The sequence below is a fragment of the Streptomyces roseus genome, assembly GCF_001044425.1.
Classification (GTDB): domain Bacteria; phylum Actinomycetota; class Actinomycetes; order Streptomycetales; family Streptomycetaceae; genus Streptomyces; species Streptomyces roseus.
In genome coordinates, this window is record NZ_LFML01000126.1 from 132,285 (window position 1) to 154,037 (window position 21,753).

Genomic DNA, 21,753 nt, shown 5'->3' on the forward strand with positions numbered 1-21,753 from the left:
TGGACCGTGATCCGGCCCTGGGCGGCCGTAGGCAGCCCACGGGAGTTCGATGCGGGAGGTCACCGTCCCCGACACCCCGCGGTTCCGGCTGCCGTACTGCGGCACAGCGCCAGCCACGCCCATGCCCGTCACGCCGAAACCGGCAGCCAGAGCGACGGCGGCCAGGTCGCGCCCCACTGTTCGTGCGGACATCGCAGCACTCCATGAGGTGGCGGCGCGCCCGATGCGTCCGAGGGCTTTGAGCTGGGCGCAGGCCCTGCCCGCGGTGCGGGTGCCGATCCGGTCGCGCAGTCGTACGAGGAGGAGTCCGGCGAGAGTGAGGGTGGTGGCCATGCCGAGCCCGTAGCCGATGACGAGCAGGATCCCTAAGGCGGTGCGGCCGACTGCGACGGCTCCGAGGAGGACGACCAGCGCCGAGGGGCTCGGGACGAGACCGCCTGCGATGCCGACCCCGACCAGGGTCCAGCGCCGGCGGGGGGCGGCGGTGTGGGCGTGGTGGTGGTCGGATTCGCCGTGATGGGGGTGGTGGCGGTCGTGCTCGGACTCTCTGCCGGTCTTGGTCAGGGCGACGGTGGTACCGACGCCTGACGCGGCGCCGGGAGCACGGCGTGAGGACGGCAGTGCCGGCACCGCCGGCTGAGTGTGCCCGGGACCGGCATGGTGGACGTGATCTCCGTGGATGTGGCTGTGACCGCCATGGTCGTGATCGGCATGGTGGTGATGTCCGTGGTCATGGTGTCCGTGGTGGCTGTGCTGGTGCCCCCTGCCGCGGAGGGCGGCGTGCAGGAGCTGAAGGCCGATGGCGGTGACGAGGAGGCCGCTTGCGAGGCCGAGCCAGGCGAGGACGGTCTCCCCGGCGAGATGGGTGGCGAGGGGAAGGGCGAGACCGAGGGCGAGAACGCCGGCGGTGTGGGTGAGGGTGACCGTGGCGCCTACGGTGAGGGCGTCGCGGGGGGTGCCGCGGCGTCCGGCGAGATAGGCGGCCATGATCGTCTTGCCGTGTCCGGGCATCGCTGCGTGGGAGGCGCCGAGGACGACGGCGAGGAGCAGGGCCAGGAAGCCTACGGGGACGGTCAGTTCGCGGCTTCCGACGAGGTTGTCGAAGACGGCGGAGACTCGGTTCAGCATCGCGGTGACGGGGCCCGCGCCGGGCGGGCCCGGGGCACGATCCGGGCCGCCGGCCCTTGCCCGGGCGCGGTATGCAGTTCGGCGGTGTGCTGGTCGAGCGGGGCGGCGAGTGGGTCCTGTGGGTAGTGGCGCAGTTGGTCGGTGGTGGAGGCCGCCGGGACGGTGGAGTGGGGGAGGGTGAGGCCTTCGCCGCAGGGGGTGATTTCGTGCCAGCCGATGCGCCGAGCGTCGTAGTGCGTGGCGACACGGATGCCGGAGGGCGAGGTGAGATGCGCTTGGGCGGTGAGGCGGCAGGTCAGGCGGCTGGTCTTGAGTCCGGCCTCGCCGGTGTGAAAGATCAGCCTGCTTTCGGCCTCCTTCGCGGCCATCAGCACGGGGGGCGCCTACTGCCTCTACTCCGTCGACGTGCTGACCGGCAAGTCCACCGCCCAGGGCGCCTTCCCGACCAAATACCAGGTCATCGACCTGGCCCTGACCACCAACCAGAAGTAGCAGCGCACTCTGCCGTCCGGCCCGCCCCCCGGTTCGAAGGGGGCCGGTCGCGGCCCGGGTCCGCCCGCCGGTCCACGCAACGGCCGGGCAAGCCGATGGCCCAGCCCTTTTCAGTAAGGAGACGGGGCCACCGGCCTTTGGACGGACGCGTGTTCCTGCCGAGGGTTACTTCGGCATCAGTACGATGTAGACGTTGGCGTTGGCCGTCTTCACGTTGCCGCAGACCACGTTCGAGGAGTCGTTGACCTCGTACGGCCTCGCCGGAGCCCTTCGTGGTGACCATGCCCTTCTCCAGGGTCTCGAAGGACCCGTTCTCCAGCTGCTTCGGAGTGAGCTTCTGGCCGACGACGTGGTACGTGAGGATCTTGGTGAGGGTGGCCTTGTCGGCGAGGACCTTGTCGAGGTCGGCCTTCGGGATCTTCGCGAAGGCGTCGTTGGTCGGGGCCGACCGGGTCCTTGGCCATGCCGTCGAAAGAACCGGCACCTTCCGTCGGTACGCCGGCGCAGGCAGGGCCGAAGGGCTGGTCTCCGGTCGTCGAGTCGCTGGTGGGGGTGGTCTCGCCGGTCTTGGCCTGGTCGCCGGTGGCCGCGGTGGGGGCGGCCTTGGTGTCGCTGCCGGAGTCAGAGCAGGCGGCCAGGGAGAAGGGCAGCAGGGCGGTTGCGGCGAGTCTAGGGGACGGTGATGAACACGCTGTGCCAGCCGCTCGCTCCGTCGGGGATGGTCCGTGCGCGCTGCTCGGTCTGCACCTGGCCGGTGCCGTCGGTGGCGCGGACGGTGATCGTGTGGCCGCCTGAGGTCGCCTTCCAGGGGCAGGACCACTGGCGCCAGGTATCGATGCCTGCCTGCGGGGCGAGGTCGGCGTCCTGCCACGGTCCGTCGTCGATGCGGACTTCGACGCGGGTGATGCCGCGGTGCTGGGCCCAGGCCACACCGGCGATGCTGACGGTGCCGCCGGCGGGGCGGGCGAAGGGCTTGGGCGTGTCGATCCGGGCCTGGGTCTTGATCGGCGCCTTGCGCGCCCACTTCCGCTTCACCCAGTACGGGTCGTACGCGTCGAAGGTGGTCAGCTCGATGTCGGTGATCCACTTGCAGGCCGACACGTACCCGTACAGCCCAGGGACGAGCATGCGGACGGGGAAGCCGTGATCGAAGGGAAGTGGTTCGCCGTTCATGCCGACCGCGAGCATTGCGTCCCGGCCGTCCATGACGTCCTCGACCGGCGAGCCGAGCGTCATACCGTCCACTGAGCGCGCCACCAGCTGATCGGCCTTCCCACCTCGTGACGGGGGCCGGACACCGGTCTCCTCGAGGAGGTCGGCCAGCGGCACGCCGAGCCATCGGGCGGTGCCGATGTAGGGGCCGCCGACCTCGTTGGAGACACAAGTCAGGGTGATGTCGCGTTCGATGAGGGGGCGTGCGAGGAGTTGGTCGAGGGTGTAAGCGCGGGGCCGGGTGACGCCTTTGCCGTGGATGCGCAGTCGCCAGGGGCCGGCGTCGACTCTGGGCACGGACAGGGCGGTGTCCACGCGGTAGAAGTCGGCGTTGGGGGTGGTGAAGGGGCTGATGTCGGCGACCTTGAGCTGGACGCCGGCGGGGAGCGCGGGTGCCGGGGATGAGGGAGCGGGCAGGACCAGGCTGTTGCGGGAGGCGATTGCACCTTGGCCCTGGCGGCCGGTGAAGTACCGGCCCAGGGCGCCGGCCGAGGCCGCCGCCACTGCGGTCACGCCTGCCGCGGCAAGGAAGCCGCGCCTGTTCCAGCCTTCGGAGCCTTCCTTACCGTCCGCGGCAGCAGTGGCCGCGGGCATGGCTTTTGACGCGAGGACATACAGGGTGACGGCCCCTGCGAGGGCTCCGGTGATCGAGGGCAGTGCGTCGCCGATACCGGTGGAGTCCGGGCGGCTGAGCGCCGCGGCGGAGCCGGCGATCCCGAACAGCAGCACGCCCGCCGCGCCGACCCGCCGGTACGACAGAGCGAAGGTGCCCAGGCCGACGGCGACGAGGGCGAGAATCGCCAGGATGCCCAGCTGCAGGACCGCCTTGTCGTTCTCCCCGAACGTGCGGATCGCGAAGTCCTTCACCGAGGGAGGCGTCCGGTCGATGACCGCGCCACCGACGACCGTCACCGGTCCGGCCGCAGGCCGCACGAGTCCGGCCACCAGTTCGGCCACGGCCAATGCGGTGAACGCGGCCAGCAGGCCGGCCGGCGCACCCCGTGCGGCGCGGGAGAGGATCCTTCGGAAGCTGGTCACACCCGACATTCGGCAGCACGCGACCGGCGGATTGGTCCGAACTCCGAATACGTTGATCCGCTCGCCGGTGTTGCCGTCCTTGCCCTTGCCGAGGCGGCGGTGGCCGTCAGCCACCCCGGCCGGCCGATGCGTACAGGACGGCGCACATTGCCGTCAGGGACACCGGGGCGCTCGCGATCACCAGCAGTGGCATGAGGATGCTGCGGTAGACGGCCGGCAGGATCGACAGGACAGCTACGAGGGTGATGGCCGGAGGGTGTTGTCGGTCGTCGCGGCCGCGTCGTCGAGGTCGGCCTGCGCGGTGGCCGGCCCGCCAGGTTGACGGTGGTTCCGCCGATCGTGGAGGCCGTCTGACGCACGGCCTTCAGCTGCGCGGGCATGTCTGCCGGGCCTGCGGCGATGATGACCGCAAGGGCCCGGCGATCCGGTGCGGGGAGCAATACGAAGCAGAGTCCGATGAGATGGCGGTGACCTGACGGGCCGCCTGTTGCCGGGCCGCCGCATGCCGTTCGCCCGCCGTGCGGGAGCTCCAGACCACGGCAAGGGGCAACGGGTCGTCCCCTCCGCCGGGGCTGAGCAGCCGGGACACCTGAGCGGACCCGGCCCCGACCGGCAACTGCACACCGTGACCCGAGCGTGCCACCTTGCCGAGCCGGAGGGTGGAGGGACCCGCGACGACGGCCGGCGCCAGCCACGACGGGAGCAGGAGGAGCGACCCTGCCCGCTGGAACCACGCCCGGAATATGGCACACCGCTTGATGTCGCCCGGCTGAGCGAATCCTTCCATCCGTTACGTCACGCCAATCCGTTCGCCGGTTCGTCCCGAATTCTTCGCATGAGGTGGATGCAGAGGTGCGATTCGATGCCAGTGGGCGGATCCCGGACGGACGCCCTCGGGCTGCCCCGGTCCTAAGGGAGTCCGCAGACACCGATATTCCGCGTTCGACTGCATCAGAGGAGGTGAGCGCGATGAGCGCATTGGTGAACGCCCGCAGGCTCGTTCTCGGGGCGGCGTCGGCCGTACTTCTGGCCGGGGCGTCCGTGCTGGGCGTTTCCGCCACCGCGCACGCGACGCCCGCACCGTCTGCGGTGACCTCGACGGTCACCGGCGACCGTGACCACCGGCATGACGGATGGGACCGCCATGAGCGGTGCGACGGGGGAAGGGGCCAGTGGGCGAACAAGTGGGTCAAGGGTCACTGGGAATGGAAGTGGGACCAGGGCGCCTGGCACGACGGCTACGAGGACCACCACGGGAACTGGCACGACGGATGGTGGGGCCAGGGCCACTGGAAGCCGCACTGGGCGCCCGGCCGCGACGCCAGTCACTGGGTTCCCGGTCACTGGAACTGCCACGACAAGCGGTGATCGCCACCATGTCGTCGTGGGGCTCCGGGACCGCCGGAGCCCCGCTTCCGTACCCCTTCCGCCTCGGTTCCCCGTCGTGAGAGCCCCCATCGGAGGAATGATCATGGACACCGTCGTCGCGTCCTGCGGGTGTCCGGCCACGCTGCATCTCCAGCTCCCGCCGGGCGCACACGCCGCCCGGCACGCCCGGCAGGCCATGGCCCGGATGCTGACCCTGGAGCCTGCCCTCTGCCCGCGCGGCGCCGCCGAGGACCTGGTGCTGATCGTCTCCGAGCTGGTCACCAACGCGGTCCTGCACGCGAAGGGCCCCTACGCGCTGACGATCAGCCTCGAGACGGGGCGGGCGGGCATCGCCGTCAGCGACGGCTCCCGCGAGATGTCGGGCCATCACGCGCACGGCGGCACACAGCGGCTCGGGCCGGGCGGCCGCGGTCTGAAGATCATCAGGACCTTGGGGGCGGACCTGTTCGTCAGCCGGACGGGCACCGGCAAGCAGGTCATCGCGGTCCTCACCTGGTAGTCCGGGCAGGCAGGGCGGGGGTACTGCGGGTGGCTGTGCCGACAGCCACCCGCAGCCGACCCGACCGGCAGCGGGTACGCACGCGCTGCTCCCCAGAGCTGCGATGCGCCTCGCGCCGGTTCGGGTCACCGGTCCGTGCCTCCCCGTATCGACGGCGCCGGACCGGAGCTGTGTCCGCAGCGGGCGGTCAGGCGTTGATGCAGGTATTCCCGAAGGAGGGGTTCAGCAGCCCGATGACGCTGACGGTGTTGCCGCAGGCGTTGACCGGGATGTGGATGGGAACCTGGATGAGGTTGCCCGAGCCCACGCCCGGCGAACCCACGGCCACGCCCCGCGCGCCCGCGTCGGCGGACGCCACCGACGCCCCGGCCGCCACGACCGCGCCGGCCGCCAGAGCCACAGCCAGACCTCGTCGTACACGCACCATGTCGTTTACCTCCCGTGAGGGTGTACGCCCGCGCGGAGGTCCCGCGCGGCCGGTGAGGAAGCCTCGTGAACGCCTTCGTACTTGCCTCACACCCGCTCTTCGCCGCCGCTTGCGTACCGGCTTGGCGAAAGCGGCGCGCTTCCCTCCAACGGGTGAGCCGACGCTGGTGCGGGTGACGAACAGGTCTCCCATCCGCAGGCCCGTCGGCTACGAAGAACAGACGACACACGCCCAACCTTCCAAGCCGGACCGTCCCCTGGAGCGGTCCGGTCACCTACCCGCGACGACACAAGGACCGGCATGCGATGGACGCCCCGCCCCCCGACGGCCGCCCCAGGCCGTCTCTTCGCCTCCTCACCACAGCTGGAGCCGGGCAGGTGAACCAACCGGTCCCCATCAACACCGGCCGCCCGTCCGACGACCACGGAGGCAGCGGTCTCACCGACCTCATGCAGAAGGTTGCCCACGGAGACAAAGAGGCCTTTTCTGACCTCTATGACGCCCTGGCACCCATGGTGTTCGGGATCGTGGTCAAGGTCGTCCGCGACCGGGCGCAGTCCGAGGAGGTCTCCCAGGAGGTCATGATCGACCTGTGGCGGCAGGCCGCCCGCTACCGGCCCGAGGCAGGATCCGTCACCACGTGGGCGGCGACGATCGCCCACCGCCGGGCCGTGGACCGCGTCCGCTCCGCCCAGGCATCCGCCCACCGCGAGCACGCCCAGGCCGCCCGCGAGCACACCATCGCCTTCGACGAGGTCGCCGAACAGGTGGAGACCCGCCTGGACAGCGAGCAGGTCCGCCGCTGCATGCGCGGCCTGACCGAAGTCCAGCGCCAGGCCGTGACCCTGGCCTACTACCAGGGGCTGACCTACCGTGAAGTCGCCGAAGCCCTGCGCACACCGCTTCCGACCATCAAGACACGCATGCGCGACGGGCTCATCCGGCTCCGCGACTGCATGGGGGTGACCACATGAAACACCACGCCACCGACGCCCACACCCTCGCCGCCGCCTACGCCCTCGGCGCACTCGACCCGGGCGAGCGCGCCCACTTCGGCGCGCACCTGCAAGCCTGCGAGGCGTGCCGGGAGGAAGCCGCAGAGTTCGAAGCGACCGCGGCCCGCCTGGCCGCGGCCGTCTCCCAGCCGCCGGCCGCCTCGGCCAAGGCGCAGGTCATGGCCACCATCGACGGCGTGCGCCAATTGCCGCCGCGCGTGCCCACCTCGGCCTCCGCGCTCTCCCTCGGCGACATCCTGCGCCGCAGGGCAGCGCCCTTTGCGCTGGCCGCCGGCCTGGCAGCAGCCTCGCTCGGGGGCGTCGCGGTGTGGCGGGCGCAGATTGAGCAGAACCTCAAAGCGCAGGCCCGCCAGGTCCAGCAGCAACTCGACACGATCAGCGCCGTTCTGGCCGCCCCAGACGCACGCACCGCCCACGGACGGGCCGCCAACGGGGCGTTGACCACGGTGGTCTCCTCCGACCGGCAGAACAAGGCCGTCTTCAGCGCTGCCAACCTTCCGGCACCAGGAGCGGGCAAGACCTACCAGCTGTGGCTCGCCCAGGGCGCCACCATGCGCCCCGCCGGACTCATCGACCACGACGGCACCGTCATCCTCACCGGCAATCCCGACGCCGCCGGCGCCGTCGGCCTTACTCTCGAACCCGCCGGAGGCTCCGCGGAGCCCACCACCGACCCCCTCCTCCTGATGGCCCTTCCCGCCTGAGCGGGCAGCACCCGCAACCTCTGTCCCGGCGCCCGCACCGACGTAACGAATCGAGGTCCCACATGCCCCACACCCCGAAGATCGGGGACACCGTCGGCGAATTCCGCCTGCCCGGCGGCCGTCTGGACGGCGAAACCTTCCACCGGCGCGAGTACACCCTGTGCGAACAGCGCGGCAAGCCCCTCGTCCTCGCCTTTTACCCCGGCGATGACACGCCGGTGTGCACCGCACAGCTGTGCTCCTACTCCGACGGCCTGGCCGACCTGCAGTCGGCCGGGGCTGCCGTGTGGGGCATCAGCCCCCAGGGGCTGGACAGTCACGAACGGTTCGCCCGCGACCGGAACCTGCGCATGCCGCTGCTGTCCGACGAGGGGCGGACGGTGGCGCAGTCCTTCGGGATCACCGCCCCCCTGATCGGGCTGCGCCGGGCGGTGTTCATCCTCACCGCCACCGGCCGCCTGCACTGGAAGCACGTCACCGCCGTGGGCGCCACCTACCCGCCCGCCACCACTCTGAGCGCCCAGCTCGCCACACTTACCGCCTGAACCCGCCCACGACGAGCCGCCGCACCACCGCGGATCTCCTCCAATCCGGCCGCCGGGCCGCTGCGAAGTATGAGTGAAGCGCAGCAGCCGGGCGGCGTGTCGAGTGGCGGGAGCACCTTCAAGTGGAGCAGCGCAAAGCGGCCGTCGTGGGAAGCGGGGTGGTGGGCCTGACCGCCGCCTCCATCCTCGCGGGCGCGGCCGGCCCCGCCGCGCCCGCCGCGGGCCGTACCGAGGTTGACGCGGAGCGCTGGCCTGGCGTGGCCCCCCTGCCGTCGGCCGGAGCCGTCCGGACCGCCGTCGCACGCCACGTCGTGGCCCGCGCGTTGATCCGGCAGGGCCTGGTGACGCCCACCGCCGGTGCCAGAGGCCCGCTGCTGACCCTGCACGACCCGGACGCCTTCCGCCAGCGCATCGGTCGCGGCGGCCTGATCGGCCTCGGCGAGTCCTACCTGGCCGGGGAATGGGACAGCGACGACCTCGCCGGAGTACTCACGATCCTCGCGCGCCATGTCGACGAGCTGGTGCCCGCCCCGCTGCGGCGGCTGCGCGGCATGTGGGTGTCCGCCCGGCCCCCCGCCGACCGTAACACCCGCGCCTGCGCCCGCGAGAACATCCAACGCCACTACGACCTGTCCAACGACCTGTTCGCCGCCTTCCTCGACCCCACCCTCGCCTACTCCTCAGCGGTCTTCACCGAGTTCCCCGCCCGCCCGGCCGCCCTCCCCGAAGCCCAGCACCGCAGGATCGACCGCCTCCTGGACCTCGCCCGGGTGGGCGACGGCACGCGCCTGCTGGAAATCGGCACCGGGTGGGGCGAACTCGCCCTGCGGGCCGCCGCACGCGGAGCACGGGTGACCACCTTGACCCTCTCCGCCGAGCAGGCCGCCCTGGCCCGCGAGCGGATCGCGGCGGCCGGACTCGCCGACCGGGTCGACGTCCAGCTGCGCGACTACCGCGACGCCGAAGACCGCCACGATGCCGTGATCAGCGTCGAGATGATCGAAGCGGTCGGCGCCGAGTGCTGGCCCTCCTACTTCACGGCGCTGCGCCGCGCGCTCGCCCCCGGCGGCAGGATCGCCCTCCAGGCCATCACCATGGGGCACCAGCAGATGCTGCACACCGGCGCCACCCACACCTTCATCAACAAGTACGTCTTCCCCGGCGGCCTCATTCCCTCCCAGGAGGCCATCGCCCAGCACTCGGCCGCCGCCGGCCTGCGCACGGTCGCCGACGACGGCTACGGCGCCCATTACGCCGAGACCCTGCGCCTGTGGCGCGAACGGTTCGCCGCCAACCGCTCCGTCGTGACCGGTCTCGGCTTCGACACCGTCTTCCAACGCATGTGGGAGTTCTACCTCGCCTACTCGGAAGCCGGATTTCGTTCCGGCTACCTCGATGTGCGCCAGCTCCTCCTCACCGAAGGGACCCGACCATGAAGCCCGCCGCCGACCGACTCGCCCAGCTCTTGGGCCACTTCCTCCCCGGCCCTCTCCCCGTACGCGTCCGCGCCTGGGACGGCAGCCAAGCAGGTCCTGCCGACGCGCCCCTCGTCACACTCCGCTCACCCCAAGTGCTGCGCCGCCTGCTGTGGCAGCCCGGCGAACTCGGACTCGCCGAGGCGTACGTCAGCGGCGACCTCGACGTCGACGGAGACCTCGCCCACGCCCTCTCCCAGGCCGGCCGGGCCGTCCGCGACCGCCCCGCAGCCCGCCCCCGGCCCGCAGGCATGGCCGCAGCCGCCACCCTGGCCGTCGGCCTGGGCGCGGCCGGTACGCCCCCGCGGCGTCCCGACGGTCGTGCACGGCTGACCGGCGCCCTGCACAGCGCCTCAAGGGACCGGGCGGCCATCAGCCATCACTACGATCTGTCCAACGAGTTCTACGCACTGCTCCTCGACCCTTCCATGGCGTACTCCTGCGCCTACTGGACCAGGCCGGACGATCCCGCGTACACCCTCGCCGACGCCCAGCGCGACAAGCTCGAACTGATCTGCCGCAAACTCGGACTGCGCGCCGGGGACCGGCTGCTCGATGTCGGCTGCGGCTGGGGCTCCCTCACCCTGCACGCCGCCCGCGAGCACAAGGCGCGCGTCACCGCCGTCACCCTCTCCCGTGCGCAGCGCGACTTCGTCGCCGAGCGGGCCGCGCGCGAGGGGGTGGCCGACCTGGTGGACGTCACCCTGCGGCACTGGCGGCACATCGACGGCGGCGGCTACGACGCGGCCGCCGCGATCGAGATGGGAGAACACGTCGGCGACGGCGAATACCCCGCCTTCACCACGAAACTGCACGACGTACTGCGCCCCGAAGGCAGACTGCTGATCCAGCAGATGTCCCGCGGTGCCCACGCCCCCGGCGGCGGAGCCTTCATCGAGACGTACATCGCGCCCGACATGCACATGCGTCCCGTCGGCCGGACCGTCGACCTGCTGGAGGCGGCGGGCCTGGAGGTCCGCTCCACCGAGTCCCTGCGCGAGCACTACACGACCACTATCGATGCCTGGCGGACCACTCTCGAAGACCGATGGTGCGAAGTCGAGGCCCTCGTCGGGGAGACCACCGGGCGGGTGTGGCGCCTCTACCTGGCGGGTGCCTCCCTCGCCTTCGCCGAACGCCGCATGGGCGTCGACCAGCTCCTCGCCGTACGCCCCACCCGTGAGGGGATCTCCGCCATGCCCGCCACCCCCGCCACCTGGTACACGGACCGGAGCCCGGCATGACCGGCACCGATGGGGGAGCCCTCGGTCTCCGCCTCGCCGCCCCCGCTGCGATGGCGGGGGCGGCGCTTCTCGCCTCCTTCGCCGTGGCCGTGCGCCGCGGCGCCTGCACCGCTTCGCCGACCCCGCTGGGGCCCCGCTTTTGCCGCCGTCGCTCTCGCCTCGGCTGCTCCCCGTCGGCCACGGCTCCGTACCCCTGGGGCTCCTGGCCTCGTGCGGGATCGCGGTCCTGGCCCTCGGGCTAGGCTTCGAAGCAGTCGGCGACCACCAGCCGGCACGCTTCGACCAGGGCCCCGCCCACCGCGGACGCACCACGGACCAGGGTCTGTTGACCTTGACGCCTCTTGGAGAAAGCACATGGCCGACCGCCCCGGTTATGCCGAATATGCAAGGCGGACCAGCGGCGTCCTGCCGCTGCCCCCGAACAATCCGGCCCTCACGGGACCCGGGGACCCGAGGTGAAGGGGTACGGTTCCGGCACCGGGCCGGGTCATCACGCCCTCGAGCTGCCGCATCCGCCGTTCCTGCCGGCAGCCGGGGCGGTGCTCGTCCTGCACGGCGGTCGCGCCGACTCCCCGACGCCGCCGCCTCTGCTCAACCTCCCCGGTTTGCGGATGCGGCCGTTCGCCCGCGCGATGGAACAGGACTCCCTCTTCGCTGACGTCCTGGTTGCCTTCGTCCGATACCGGCTGCGCGGATGGAACGGGCACAGGGCCGACCCCGTCCAGGACGCCAGACGCGCTCTGGAAGAGCTACGCGATGCTGCCGGCCCGCTTCCTGTGGTGCTGGTCGGGCATTCCATGGGCGCAAGGGCAGCACTGCGCGCCGCAGACGACCCGCAGGTCCGAGGTGTCGTCGCCCTGGCCCCCTGGTGCCCCCCTGACGAGGCGGTAGCCCATCTCGCAGGCCGCACAGTCATGGCCCTCCACGACCAGGCCGACCAGATCACCTCTGCCACAGACACCTGGAACTACCTCCGCCGCGCCCGGGCAGCGGGGGCCCTGGTCCGGGGCATCCGCATGCCCCGTGGCCGCCACACCATGATCCGCGACGCCCGCCGTTGGCACCGCCTCACCACAGCCTGTGCCGCGACGGTGCTCGGTTTGGGGCCGCCACCTGGCGGAGGCCAGTCCGATGAGAGAACCTGGAGCACCGCACTGGTCGATGCCGACGACATCACCCTGCCCGTCAGACGACCCGGTTGACGGGGCCTCCATATCCACTGGCCCCCGTCACAGAGTCAAAGCCAGTGCCAGTGCTCTTGTGCTCTTGTGCTCTTCCCAGAGACGAGGAACTGGAGAGGCCGGACGGTGTCGCCGACGAAGACCAGCTTTCCGGTCGATCCACTGCTGAGGGCGCCGCAGAACTGGCCCCCTTGACGTCAGGGAAGTCCAGGGCGTGGGTGTGTCGGATTCACCGGGTCCGGCAGGGACCCGCTGCGGGTGCTGGGGCGGTGGACGCCACCGACTGGTTCCGCTATACGTTTCCGGCTTCGGTGGCCGCAGGTGTGGGGGGTGGTTCGAGGGTGAACGCGCGTGTGGTGGCGTTGACCCGGGCCGGCAGTATGGTCCCCGGTGTTGCCCTGCTGAACAGGTATCTCAGGACCTCGCCGCTGTGCTCGAACGGTTCGAAGCCAGGCCCGTTGACCCGTACCAGGAGCCGGAGCTGGTCGTGGTCGTCGTTACTGGCTGGTGCGGAGGCCACTGCCAGAACCAGAGCGGTGCCATCGACACCGTGAGCGGCGAGTTGGAGTGTGGCGCGCCGTTCTGCGCGGGCGAAGAGGATGGTGGACAGTCCGCCGTAGGCGACGATCGCCGCGGCCAGGGCGAGACCCGCGCGGCCCCACGCCCACACGCCGTCAGACCTGTCGAAATCAGCGACGGTATGGACGGTGACATAGACGAAAGCGCCTGCCGCGCCCAGGAACAGAACCGCACCCACGGTGCAGGCGATTGCTGTGATCACTGGGCCCTTGGGGTCCAGCAGGACAGGTTCACGGGGGCGATCGGTGGCCACGGCCGCACCCTAACCAACCAAGAGCGGCGTCGACAGGGGGAGGGGCCGGCCTTGTGCGTCTCGTGGGGGAGGGCGCCAGGCCGACGTAAGGTCCCTGCACTCTTCCCTGTTGGTATGGGGCGGAGCGGATGGCGACCAAGCTCCGCTGGAGCCTCGCCGCGGACGGCGCGCAGGCGAGCGGATACCGGAGAGCGCGGCCGGGTGCAGGGGCACGGAGGCGGAGTTCTACCCCCTCTCCGTAGCCCTGCCGGACAAGGCGAGAGCCCCGACGCCTTTCCCGGTGCCGGGGCCTCCACTCCGACGGAGCCCGTCTGGCGCAGCACCGTAGTGGCGTCCCGCACCCGAACCTCTGCTGCCCCTGGGCGTGAACCAACCCAAGTGAACTCAACCCTCGCCGGGCAGGAGAGGTCGTGTGGTAGCGGCAGGCCGGACCCGCACGACCCGTGCCTCGGCTTACGACTTGCGGGCCATGCCGCCGGCGATCGACCGCTGTGCCGCGTTCAAGTCCTTGAGCCGGGGGCCGTCCGGCCACCAGTCGGCACAGCGCACCAGGCCCGGAGAGACCATCTCCAAACCGTTGAACAGATCTTCCAGTTCCGCCGTGGTGGAGAACGTGCCGCTGCCCATCATGCTGTGCAGGAACATGTCCTCCATCTTGCGGGCGGTCGCGCTGTATTCGTCCTCCGGGTCCAGGAAGTGGCTGATCACCACGTAGGAGCCGGACGGCAGCGCGTCGATGTACGCGCGCATGATGTCCTTGCGGGTACGCGTTTCCTCGCCGTTGTAGTGGTGGAGCGTGCCGCACTGGAGCAACGCGATCGGCTCGTTCCAGTCCAGGTGGGACTGCACGACTTGGTTGCGCAGCAACTTCTCCGGCACGAAGATGTCCTCGGCGACGAGGGCCGTGTTCCCGTTCTCCTCCAGCAACGCGCGGCCGTGGGCCAGCACCGCCGGGTCGTTGTCCACGTATACGATCCGCGAATCCGGGTTGACCCGCTGCACCACCTGGTGGGTGTTCTCCGCCGTCGGCAGGCCCGAGCCGCAGTCCAGGTACTGGGTGATGCCGGTCTGCTGGGCAAGGAACCGACAAGCGCGGATCAAGAAGGCGCGGTTCTCAACCGCCAGGTCCCGCGCCTCAGGAGCAGCCTTCTGCACGCCCCGGACCACTTCACGGTCGACCTCGTAGTTGTCCTTGCCGCCCAGGAAGGCGTCGTACACCCTGGCGATGCTCGGCTTCGAAGGATCGATGTACGTGGGAACAGACTCAGCGGAAGTTGAGCTGGGCATGGGCACCTCACAGGGAATCTCGACGCCGGGACGGACTCCGCGCAGCGCGGTGGTGACACTGCGTCGAGAAGCGAATGCGGTCGTGCCGGACTCTAATCTGGCGAAAGCGCCGAGTATGGCCGCGATCACCTGCAAATGTCGGATCCCACTCATATGTGCGACCTGCGAGGGGCCTCTCCCGGACCAGTACGGTCACTGGGGTCGCCATTCCTTGACAGCACTTCGTTGGCTGCGACCAGGTCCCGGGTACGGCGCAGCAATGCTGCCCGTACTTCGTCGGGGGACAGGACCTGAAGTGGGGTAGCGAGGCTGAGTAGGTATTGGGCGAGTCCGTCCGCGTCGGGGCCGCCGATGTCGACGATGGTGGCATCGGGGCCGTCCTGGCGGTGGGTACCGACCGTCGGCGGGACCAGCCGCAGTGCTTTGTCCATGGGCAACGCGAGACGGACGGTCACGTAGAGCGGGTAGCTGCCGGTGGCAATGGACCGGGAGACGAGCAGGGCCGGGTCGGGAGGGTCGAGGAGTTCCACAGCCTGCCCGGTCGGCTGTATGTGCGCCACCCGGTCCGCCCGGAACGTTCGCCACTGGCCCCGCGTCACATCCCGGGCCACGAAGTACCAGCGTCGTCCTGTGTGCACGAGACGATACGGGTCGACGTCCCGGGCAGTGGCCTTCCCCTCCCTGTCTCGGTACGACAGGTGGGTGCGCTCGCCCCGGCGGCACGCGGTGGCCAGTTCCAGCAGCATGCCCGGCGCGATCTGCGGCTCGTCGGGCCTGGCGGTGTGCACGAAGGCGGCGTCCATCTCGCCAAGTCGGTCCGCGATCCGCGGTGGAAGGACCTGGCGCAGCTTCAGCAGTGCGGACAGCGCGGCTTGGTCGCCGCCGAGAACGCCGCTGAGTGCTGCCTCACGCAGCCCGACGGCCACGGCGAGTGCCTCTTCGTCATCGAGGATCAGTGGCGGGACCCGATTGCCGGCCCTGAGGCGGTAACCGCCCCAGGGCCCGGGGTCGGACTCGACTCCGTAGCCGAGTTCCCGGAGCCTGGCGACGTCCCGGCGCACCGTGCGCTCGGTGACCGCCATCCGGTCGGCCAGCTCACCGCAGGTCCACGTGGGCCGTGCGGACAGCAGTGAGACAAGTCGCAGCAGGCGGGCCGAAGTGCTGATCACATCGTGAAGTGTCCCGCATGACCAGGACTGAAACTGTCCTGGTCCCGTCATAGCGTCTGCCCCATGAGCACTGGAAAGACATCCGCGCCCGCGATCCGCTACTCGGCCATCACTTTCGACTGCCCGGACCCCGCCGACCTGGCCCGCTTCTATGGCGATGCCCTTGGACTGCCCATCGCCTACTCGACTGACGACTTCGTCCTGCTCGGCCGGGAGGGCTCGGCCGGACTTGGGTTCAACCGTTTGGCCGACTACCGACGTCCCACCTGGCCTGACCCCTCCCAGGAGAAGCAAGCCCACATCGAACTGGGGGTGGATGACTTGGATGCCGCCCAGGCCTGGCTGATCTCCCAGGGCGCCGTCGCGCCGGCGGTCCAGCCGGACCCCGACCGGTGGCGGGTATTGCTGGATCCCGCAGGCCATCCGTTCTGCATCACCACCCTGGTCTGAGCATGATCGGCAGACTGATGACCATGACAGCGCACGCAGGCAGAGGCGGCGAACTCGCCGCTGTCCTGCTGCGGGTGGCGCGGAGACTGCAGGGCTTCCCAGGCTGCGAGATCTATCTGATCAGCCAGGACGCCGCCGATTCCGACACGGTGCATGTCACCGAAGTCTGGCGGGACGACGCCAGTGCGCGGGCAGCACTCGCCGCTCCGTCGCTCGCCGACGGTCCCGCCCCCGCAGACGTCCTCGCACTGCTGTCGACCGCGCCCCGTCGCATGGACCTCGCCGTTCTGGGCGGGGTCGGTCTCCCGGTCGACGACCAGCCCTGACGAACAAGCCGCCGCCCGTAGGAGCGGCCCCGACGCGGGGCACACGCCTACGGGCGGCGCGGGGTCATGCGTTCTGCATGATGTGTCGCGTGGCTTCGCCCTGGCGGGACCTGCCGGGGGAACTCGGCTCCTTCCAGAGGGCCCGCAAACGCCTCATCAGGTGGGCCGTCGACGGCACCTGGGCACGGATCCTGGCCGCCGTCCTGGCCACCGCCGACGCTGATGACGACGTGGAATGGACGGTTTCGGTGGACTCCACCGTCTGCCGGGCCCGTCCGCACGCGGCTGGGGCTGTGAAAAGGGGCTGCGCGACGGTCAGAACCCGACGACCACGCACTCGGACGTTCTCGTGGCGGCCTGAGTACAACGGTACAGCCGGCCGGCGACAACCGGGCACGACCGTTGGCCATGTAGGTCACCACTGGTCAGGCGGGCGTTGGTCCGGCATTCGAGGCCGTCTACGATACCAGCGGTATCTCCGTCCTCACCCCGCGTGACGTCGGTGGCGCCGACTCGCAGACGTACAAGATCCATATCACCGGCAACCGCGTCCACGACACGAGACCAAGATCAAATGGGGAAGTGCCGCTGCTACTCCGACGGCAGCGGCATCATCATGTACACCCTCGCGGGGGACGCCGACCACCCCGCATACGGCGGCCGCGCGGGCACCGTCTTCGCTGCCCTCGGCGACGCCAACGGCAACGGTGTCGGCAGTGGCGCCAAGCTCCGCTGGTGTGTGGGGCCGGGACGGGATCGGTCGACGGAGGGGGGGCCAACGTGCCCCCTTTGAGGGCACGGACGTGCGGCCCGTCCACCGGGCAGTCGTCCAAGTCCAGCAGATCGCGCGGCGCAACGCGGTCAGCAGGGTGGCGTGCAAAGCGGGGGCCGGGGGTCGGATGGATTACGGCGGGCCGGTCAGTCGGGCTACGACGGCGCGACCGCCCGGCGCCAGACGGTGGCGTCGAGGGTGACGTGAAAGGCGGGGTCGGTGTTGGCCGTCTGTCCCCGGAAGGTGATCAGGCCGATGTGACCCACCGTGGTGAGGACGCAGAACTGGGCGCCCGGGGAAAGCGTGTCCAGGGGGATGTAGTCGGCGAAGCGCGTCTCGTCGCGGCAGGTCTCCAGGGATCCGGACTGCCCGGGGTCGAGCAGCGCGAGGTGGTTGCCCGCCTGGGTGCGCACGCGGTACGGGAGCGAGTGCCCGCCGAACTGCAGGTCGCCGACGGAGCCCCCCGAGTCCTGCGGCCGCAGCTCACCGTCGTCGAATCTCAGGGTGTAGTTTTCCGGCAGGTTGATGCCCGTGCGGGTGACCGGCTCTGGCGTCTTGGTCGCGCCGGCCGGCGACTGCGAGGCGTTCGGGGTGGTCGTGGCCCCTTTCCCCTTACCGGTGGCCTGTTCTTCCGTGCCGGAGTTGCGGTTCAGGAGGTACACGCCGCCGCCGGCGAGCAGCGCCAGGGCGAGCCCGACCGCCACGGCCATGCCCGGACGTCGGGTCGGGCGGCCCGGCGCGGACGGCTGGGGCGGGTAGCCCGGTGGCATCGACGGCTGGGCGTAGGGGCCTGGAGGGTGCGGCGTCGGCGGTCCGTACGCGCCTTGGACGGCGGGCGGCGCGGCGGGCGCGGCGCTCACCGTCGGCTCGCGGCCGGGCGGCGCCGGTGCCTGGGTCTGCGGAACTCGGGTCACCTCGGGCGGTGCGGGTGCCGCTCCGCGCAGCGTGATGTCGGCGGCGACCGCGCCGGGCAGCCAGGCCTCGGGGCGGCGCAGTGACGCGTCGCCATTGGCGGCCCGGCACAGCGCGAGGACCTCGTCGACCGAGGGCCTGGCCGCAGGCTCCTTGGCGAGGCAGTGAGCCACCAACTTCTGCAGCTGGGGCGGGAGTCGGGTGAGGTCGGGCTGCTCGTGGACGATGCGGTAGAGCACCCCGTGCGAGGTGCCCTCGCCGAACGCGGGCAGGCCGGTCGCAGCGTACGCTGCGACCTGGCCGAGCGCGAAGATGTCTGTGGCCGGGGTGACCGCACCGCCCGCAGCCTGTTCGGGTGCCATGAAGGTGGGGGTGCCGATGGTGACGCCGCTGCCGGTGAGGGCGGTCGCGTCGGCGGCCCGCGCGATGCCGAAGTCGATGACTCGGGGTCCGTCGCCCGCGAGCAGAACGTTGGACGGCTTGAGGTCGCGGTGGACGATGCCGGCCTTGTGGATAACTTGTAGGGCCTCGGCGACGCCCGCGACCAGCAGCAGCACGGTGGCCACGGGCAGGGCGCCGTGCCGCTGTACGGCGTCGGCCAGGGAGGGGCCCGGGACGTAGGCCGTGGCGAGCCAGGGGTGACGGCCCTCGGTGTCGGAGTCGATCACCGGCGCGGTGTACAGCCCCTGCACGCGCTCGGCGGCCCGCACCTCCTGCTGGAAGCGGCGGCGGAACTCGGCGTCTTCGCCGAACTCCGGTCGGATCACCTTGATCGCAACAGGCCGTCCGCCCGGAGTGTATGAGAGGTACACCTTGCCCATGCCGCCTGCGCCGAGCTTGGCCACGATGCGGTATCCGGCCACGGACCGCGGGTCGTCGCCCTCCAGTGGATGAAAGACGGTGTCCAACTCGGTTACCCTACAGTCGTTTTCGGGCCGCCCGGCGGCACCTGCCCGACGCACGCGGAACTTTACCGAACGCAAGGTCCTCTGCTGGTCAGGGTCTGTGTCTGATTCCACGTGGGGATAGACGTGCCTGCCAGACGTCGTACGCCCGGGCAGGGTTCAGACGCAGACCTGAGCTTGCCGTATAACCTCAGACTGCCGCCGGCAGCTTCATGTACCTCGCGATGCGCCAGCTTGGTCCGCTCTACCCAGCGCGACAGCGGCAAGGCGAGGGCGACACCGCCCCGCGGCGGGGCACGACGCGCCGCTCGCCCTCAGCGTCCGGCGGGTATACGACCACGGGCAGGTCGGGGTGCATCCCGTCGGAATGATCTCCTCCCCTTTCCGGAGGGCGGAAGCGACCTTGCGGCGCAGCACGGTGAGGTCGCGGAGGTGGTCCGGGCGTAAACGCGCTTCTCGGCGGACCGGGGCGCCCCACCACGGCTGTTGCCCGGGAACCGCTGTCGCTGCCGGTGCGGGTTCGCCAAGCGGCGTGTTCCCGCTCCACGGCGGCTTCGCAAAGCCCCGTCGGGCTGGAGCACCGGCCTTCTCTGCGTCGAGCAGGGACCGCCTCGGGGGATCAGCGTTTCAGCAGTGCGGCGGACACCTCGGCCAGATACGCGGGGTCGGCGGGCACGGCGCCCGGTACCGCGTGGGCGAGCTGAGCGTGGCCCAGGTAGCTCGTGTAGGCGAAGGAGCCGCGTCGGCGCGCCTCGGGTGCCGGGAATCCGAGCAGTTCGAAGAGGTGGGCGAGATAGCCGATCCTGCGCTCGGTGACGCGGGCGAGCGCGGCCGCGACCTCAGGATGGTCGCTGGCAGCCAGCAGCCGCACCTCCCGCGGATCGTCGACTGCAGCGACGGTCGCCCTACGCAGGAGCGCGTCGAGCCGGGCGGCGGGGTCGGGTTCGACCGCGTCCATCGCTTGGATGACCCGCTCGGTTGACGACTCCTCCCAGCGCGCGAGTGCGGCGGCGACGAGAGCGTCGCGGTTGGCGAAGTGCCAGTAGAAGCTGCCTTTGGTCGTGCCGAGTTCGGCCGCGAGAGGCTCCACCGCCACTGCGGCGAGGCCGCGTTCGACGAGCGCGGCGAGGGCGGCATCGGCCCAGTCGTCGGCAGTGAGCCGCTTGCGGGCGCTGCGGTGGCCCTTCCGGCCGGATGGTTCGCTCACGTCTCCATACGCTACCGTACGGTGAGAACATACGCCCCCGTATGGAGGTCGGCATGCGCACGGTACGCAACGTTCACGAACGGATCATTCCGGCACCAGCCGATTGCGTCGGGGCGCTCCTCGACCGGGTGTCGGCACCCGACGACCCCATTTTCCCCACACCGGTCTGGCCCGCGATGGTCCTCGACCGTCCGCTCGGCGTCGGCGCGGACGGCGGCCACGGCCGGGTCCGCTACTGCGTGACCGCGCACGTGCCGGGGCGTTCCGTACGCTTCGACACCACCGGTGGGGCGCTGGGGCAGGGATACCACCGTTTCGACGTCGAACCCCTCGGGTCGGACCGGTGCCGGGTCGTCCACGTCCTCGAGCTCTCCATGCCGCTGATGCCGTTCCTCCAGTGGAAGGTGACGATTCAGCCGGTGCACGACACGATGATCGAGGAGGTCTTCGACAACATCGAGCGGAGCGCCCTCGGCCGTCCGCCCCACGCGCCGACCCGTCGACCGCCGCGCGCACTGCTGGCCAACCGGCTGTTCTGGGCCCGTCCGCACGCCGTTCCCGTGCCATCGCACGCCCGGTTGCTGCACGAGGCCGTGCCCCGGCCGGACTTCGCCGACGCCTGGCGCCTGCCCCTGCCACCGGGGACGTCCCGCGACCCGCAGGACTGGAGGAATGTGCTGCCGTTCCCCGTCCGCGGCACCTCCGACCGTGAGCTCTTGGTCGGCAAGGACGCCTCCCATCTGGACTTCCGCTCCTCGATTGTGATCGAGGACGACACCGTGACCCTGGCAACGGCCGTACGACTCCACAACACCCGCGGACGCCTGTACTTCGCGGTGGCGGGCCTCGCCCACCCGTGCATGGCCCGCCTGATGCTGCGCCGGGCCCACCGCAGGCTTGCCTTCTCCACGAGACCGGCAGGCGAGCGGAACGCCGGGGCGTCTCGGCCGTGACTCTCGTGCACCTCGCCTCGGGCGCCCTCGACTGTGCCTTCCGCCGCAACGGCTGCTGCCTCCGATGGCCGGTGCAGGACGCCGTGGCGCAGCGCCATACGCCCCCTGTGCCCGCTTCGCTCACTGGTGCGCACGGGACCGGGCCCGCTCTCAGAGTCGGTCGCCCCCACTCCTGCGGCTGAGGCCGTCCGCCGAACGCAGTGCTCGGCCGTCGGACAACTTCCAGGCCGCGAAGAACGAGTACGGCTTGGACGAGTACGAGTTCCGCCGGACTGTGGGCTGGTACCGCGCTGCCCTCGGCCCGTCCTGATCTGACTCCGGGAGCCGTCAGGCCACGCGCTTTCCGGAACCCGTCACACCAGCCCTTAGACCTGCGACTTCAACGGCAGGTCGGTCGCGGCCTCGTACGGCATCGCGTTGTACGGGTGCCGTTTGGGGCCCACCTCGCCGGCTGTCACCACGCTGCGCAAGCGGCGCCGTCGCCCACGCTGACCGGCAGGACCGCGCCCTGGCGCGTGCATCGAGGCGGGTATGTGTGGGCGGACCGGGCAGACGAGGGGTCATGCACGGACAACACGCGCGTCCCACCG

At 70.9% G+C, this 21,753-nt stretch carries 20 protein-coding genes and 3 pseudogenes; 12 read left to right on the forward strand and 11 right to left on the reverse strand.

Features of this window, described 5'->3' with window-relative positions; translation table 11 throughout:
• The 5 genes and pseudogenes from ACS04_RS28520 to ACS04_RS40510 all read right to left on the reverse strand — a co-directional run.
• A pseudogene (locus ACS04_RS28520) lies at positions 1–1,128 on the reverse strand (hypothetical protein); the annotation flags it as partial.
• Positions 1,122–1,502, reverse strand: coding sequence for a hypothetical protein (locus ACS04_RS39655; protein ID WP_053080985.1), 381 nt, complete (start codon positions 1,500–1,502; stop codon positions 1,122–1,124). The pseudogene ACS04_RS28520 and the gene ACS04_RS39655, both read right to left, overlap by 7 nt.
• A 283-nt stretch (positions 1,503–1,785) precedes the next feature.
• A pseudogene (locus tag ACS04_RS36770) lies at positions 1,786–2,273 on the reverse strand (fasciclin domain-containing protein).
• 16 nt (positions 2,274–2,289) lie between these two features.
• Positions 2,290–3,879, reverse strand: a complete 1,590-nt coding sequence (locus tag ACS04_RS28530; RefSeq protein WP_048479665.1) for a molybdopterin-dependent oxidoreductase — start codon at positions 3,877–3,879, stop codon at positions 2,290–2,292.
• A gap of 97 nt (positions 3,880–3,976) precedes the next feature.
• A pseudogene (locus ACS04_RS40510) lies at positions 3,977–4,126 on the reverse strand (MMPL family transporter); the annotation flags it as partial.
• A 713-nt stretch (positions 4,127–4,839) separates the two neighbouring features.
• On the opposite strand from ACS04_RS40510, the gene ACS04_RS38380 reads away from it, so the two are divergent.
• The gene (locus ACS04_RS38380; protein ID WP_048479667.1) at positions 4,840–5,238 is read left to right on the forward strand and encodes a DUF2613 domain-containing protein; all 399 of its coding nucleotides are present in this window, start codon (positions 4,840–4,842) and stop codon (positions 5,236–5,238) included.
• Between the two features lie 103 nt (positions 5,239–5,341).
• Positions 5,342–5,758: an ATP-binding protein gene (locus ACS04_RS38385; RefSeq protein ID WP_158977583.1), complete on the forward strand. Its 417-nt coding sequence runs from the start codon at positions 5,342–5,344 to the stop codon at positions 5,756–5,758.
• 187 nt (positions 5,759–5,945) lie between these two features.
• On the opposite strand, the gene ACS04_RS28550 is transcribed toward ACS04_RS38385, so the two are convergent.
• Complete coding sequence (locus ACS04_RS28550) at positions 5,946–6,185, reverse strand: chaplin (protein ID WP_048479668.1); 240 nt, start codon at positions 6,183–6,185, stop codon at positions 5,946–5,948.
• Between the two features lie 377 nt (positions 6,186–6,562).
• Here ACS04_RS28550 and sigK point away from each other — a divergent pair, with 377 nt between their 5' ends.
• From sigK to ACS04_RS28580, 7 genes are all read left to right on the forward strand, one after another.
• Complete coding sequence (gene sigK, locus ACS04_RS28555) at positions 6,563–7,159, forward strand: ECF RNA polymerase sigma factor SigK (protein ID WP_048479669.1); 597 nt, start codon at positions 6,563–6,565, stop codon at positions 7,157–7,159.
• Positions 7,156–7,905, forward strand: a complete 750-nt coding sequence (locus ACS04_RS28560) for an anti-sigma factor (RefSeq protein ID WP_048479670.1) — start codon at positions 7,156–7,158, stop codon at positions 7,903–7,905. The genes sigK and ACS04_RS28560 overlap by 4 nt, the downstream gene beginning before the upstream one ends.
• 62 nt (positions 7,906–7,967) lie before the next feature.
• Positions 7,968–8,450 (forward strand): peroxiredoxin, encoded by a 483-nt coding sequence (locus tag ACS04_RS28565; protein WP_048479671.1) that lies wholly within the window; start codon positions 7,968–7,970, stop codon positions 8,448–8,450.
• Between the two features lie 167 nt (positions 8,451–8,617).
• The gene (locus tag ACS04_RS28570; RefSeq protein WP_053081007.1) at positions 8,618–9,886 is read left to right on the forward strand and encodes a class I SAM-dependent methyltransferase; all 1,269 of its coding nucleotides are present in this window, start codon (positions 8,618–8,620) and stop codon (positions 9,884–9,886) included.
• Positions 9,883–11,169, forward strand: a complete 1,287-nt coding sequence (locus ACS04_RS28575; RefSeq protein ID WP_048479672.1) for an SAM-dependent methyltransferase — start codon at positions 9,883–9,885, stop codon at positions 11,167–11,169. The genes ACS04_RS28570 and ACS04_RS28575 overlap by 4 nt, the downstream gene beginning before the upstream one ends.
• Entirely contained in the window at positions 11,105–11,827 is a 723-nt protein-coding gene (locus ACS04_RS39660) for a DUF1295 domain-containing protein (RefSeq protein ID WP_245236590.1), read from the forward strand. The genes ACS04_RS28575 and ACS04_RS39660 overlap by 65 nt, the downstream gene beginning before the upstream one ends.
• Complete coding sequence (locus ACS04_RS28580; protein ID WP_245236591.1) at positions 11,709–12,371, forward strand: alpha/beta fold hydrolase; 663 nt, start codon at positions 11,709–11,711, stop codon at positions 12,369–12,371. Before ACS04_RS39660 ends, ACS04_RS28580 begins: the two co-directional genes overlap by 119 nt.
• Before the next feature lie 271 nt (positions 12,372–12,642).
• Here ACS04_RS28580 and ACS04_RS28585 read toward each other — a convergent pair whose 3' ends face one another.
• From ACS04_RS28585 to ACS04_RS28595, 3 genes are all read right to left on the reverse strand, one after another.
• Positions 12,643–13,182 (reverse strand): hypothetical protein, encoded by a 540-nt coding sequence (locus ACS04_RS28585; protein ID WP_048479673.1) that lies wholly within the window; start codon positions 13,180–13,182, stop codon positions 12,643–12,645.
• Between the two features lie 453 nt (positions 13,183–13,635).
• A complete protein-coding gene (locus tag ACS04_RS28590; protein ID WP_048479674.1) occupies positions 13,636–14,469 on the reverse strand; it encodes an SAM-dependent methyltransferase in 834 nt (277 codons plus the stop codon).
• Positions 14,470–14,618: 149 nt separating this feature from the next.
• The gene (locus ACS04_RS28595) at positions 14,619–15,638 is read right to left on the reverse strand and encodes a helix-turn-helix transcriptional regulator (RefSeq protein WP_078865440.1); all 1,020 of its coding nucleotides are present in this window, start codon (positions 15,636–15,638) and stop codon (positions 14,619–14,621) included.
• Between the two features lie 63 nt (positions 15,639–15,701).
• On the opposite strand from ACS04_RS28595, the gene ACS04_RS28600 reads away from it, so the two are divergent.
• Both ACS04_RS28600 and ACS04_RS28605 read left to right on the forward strand, forming a co-directional pair.
• Positions 15,702–16,088, forward strand: coding sequence for a VOC family protein (locus ACS04_RS28600; protein ID WP_048479676.1), 387 nt, complete (start codon positions 15,702–15,704; stop codon positions 16,086–16,088).
• Between the two features lie 2 nt (positions 16,089–16,090).
• Complete coding sequence (locus ACS04_RS28605) at positions 16,091–16,414, forward strand: putative quinol monooxygenase (protein WP_048479677.1); 324 nt, start codon at positions 16,091–16,093, stop codon at positions 16,412–16,414.
• 927 nt (positions 16,415–17,341) lie between these two features.
• Here ACS04_RS28605 and ACS04_RS28615 read toward each other — a convergent pair.
• Positions 17,342–19,006: a serine/threonine-protein kinase gene (locus ACS04_RS28615; RefSeq protein WP_048479679.1), complete on the reverse strand. Its 1,665-nt coding sequence runs from the start codon at positions 19,004–19,006 to the stop codon at positions 17,342–17,344.
• A 616-nt stretch (positions 19,007–19,622) separates the two neighbouring features.
• Entirely contained in the window at positions 19,623–20,210 is a 588-nt protein-coding gene (locus ACS04_RS28620) for a TetR/AcrR family transcriptional regulator (protein WP_048479680.1), read from the reverse strand.
• A gap of 53 nt (positions 20,211–20,263) precedes the next feature.
• Here ACS04_RS28620 and ACS04_RS28625 point away from each other — a divergent pair, with 53 nt between their 5' ends.
• Entirely contained in the window at positions 20,264–21,163 is a 900-nt protein-coding gene (locus tag ACS04_RS28625; RefSeq protein WP_048479767.1) for a DUF2867 domain-containing protein, read from the forward strand.
• Positions 21,164–21,753 lie beyond the last annotated feature (590 nt).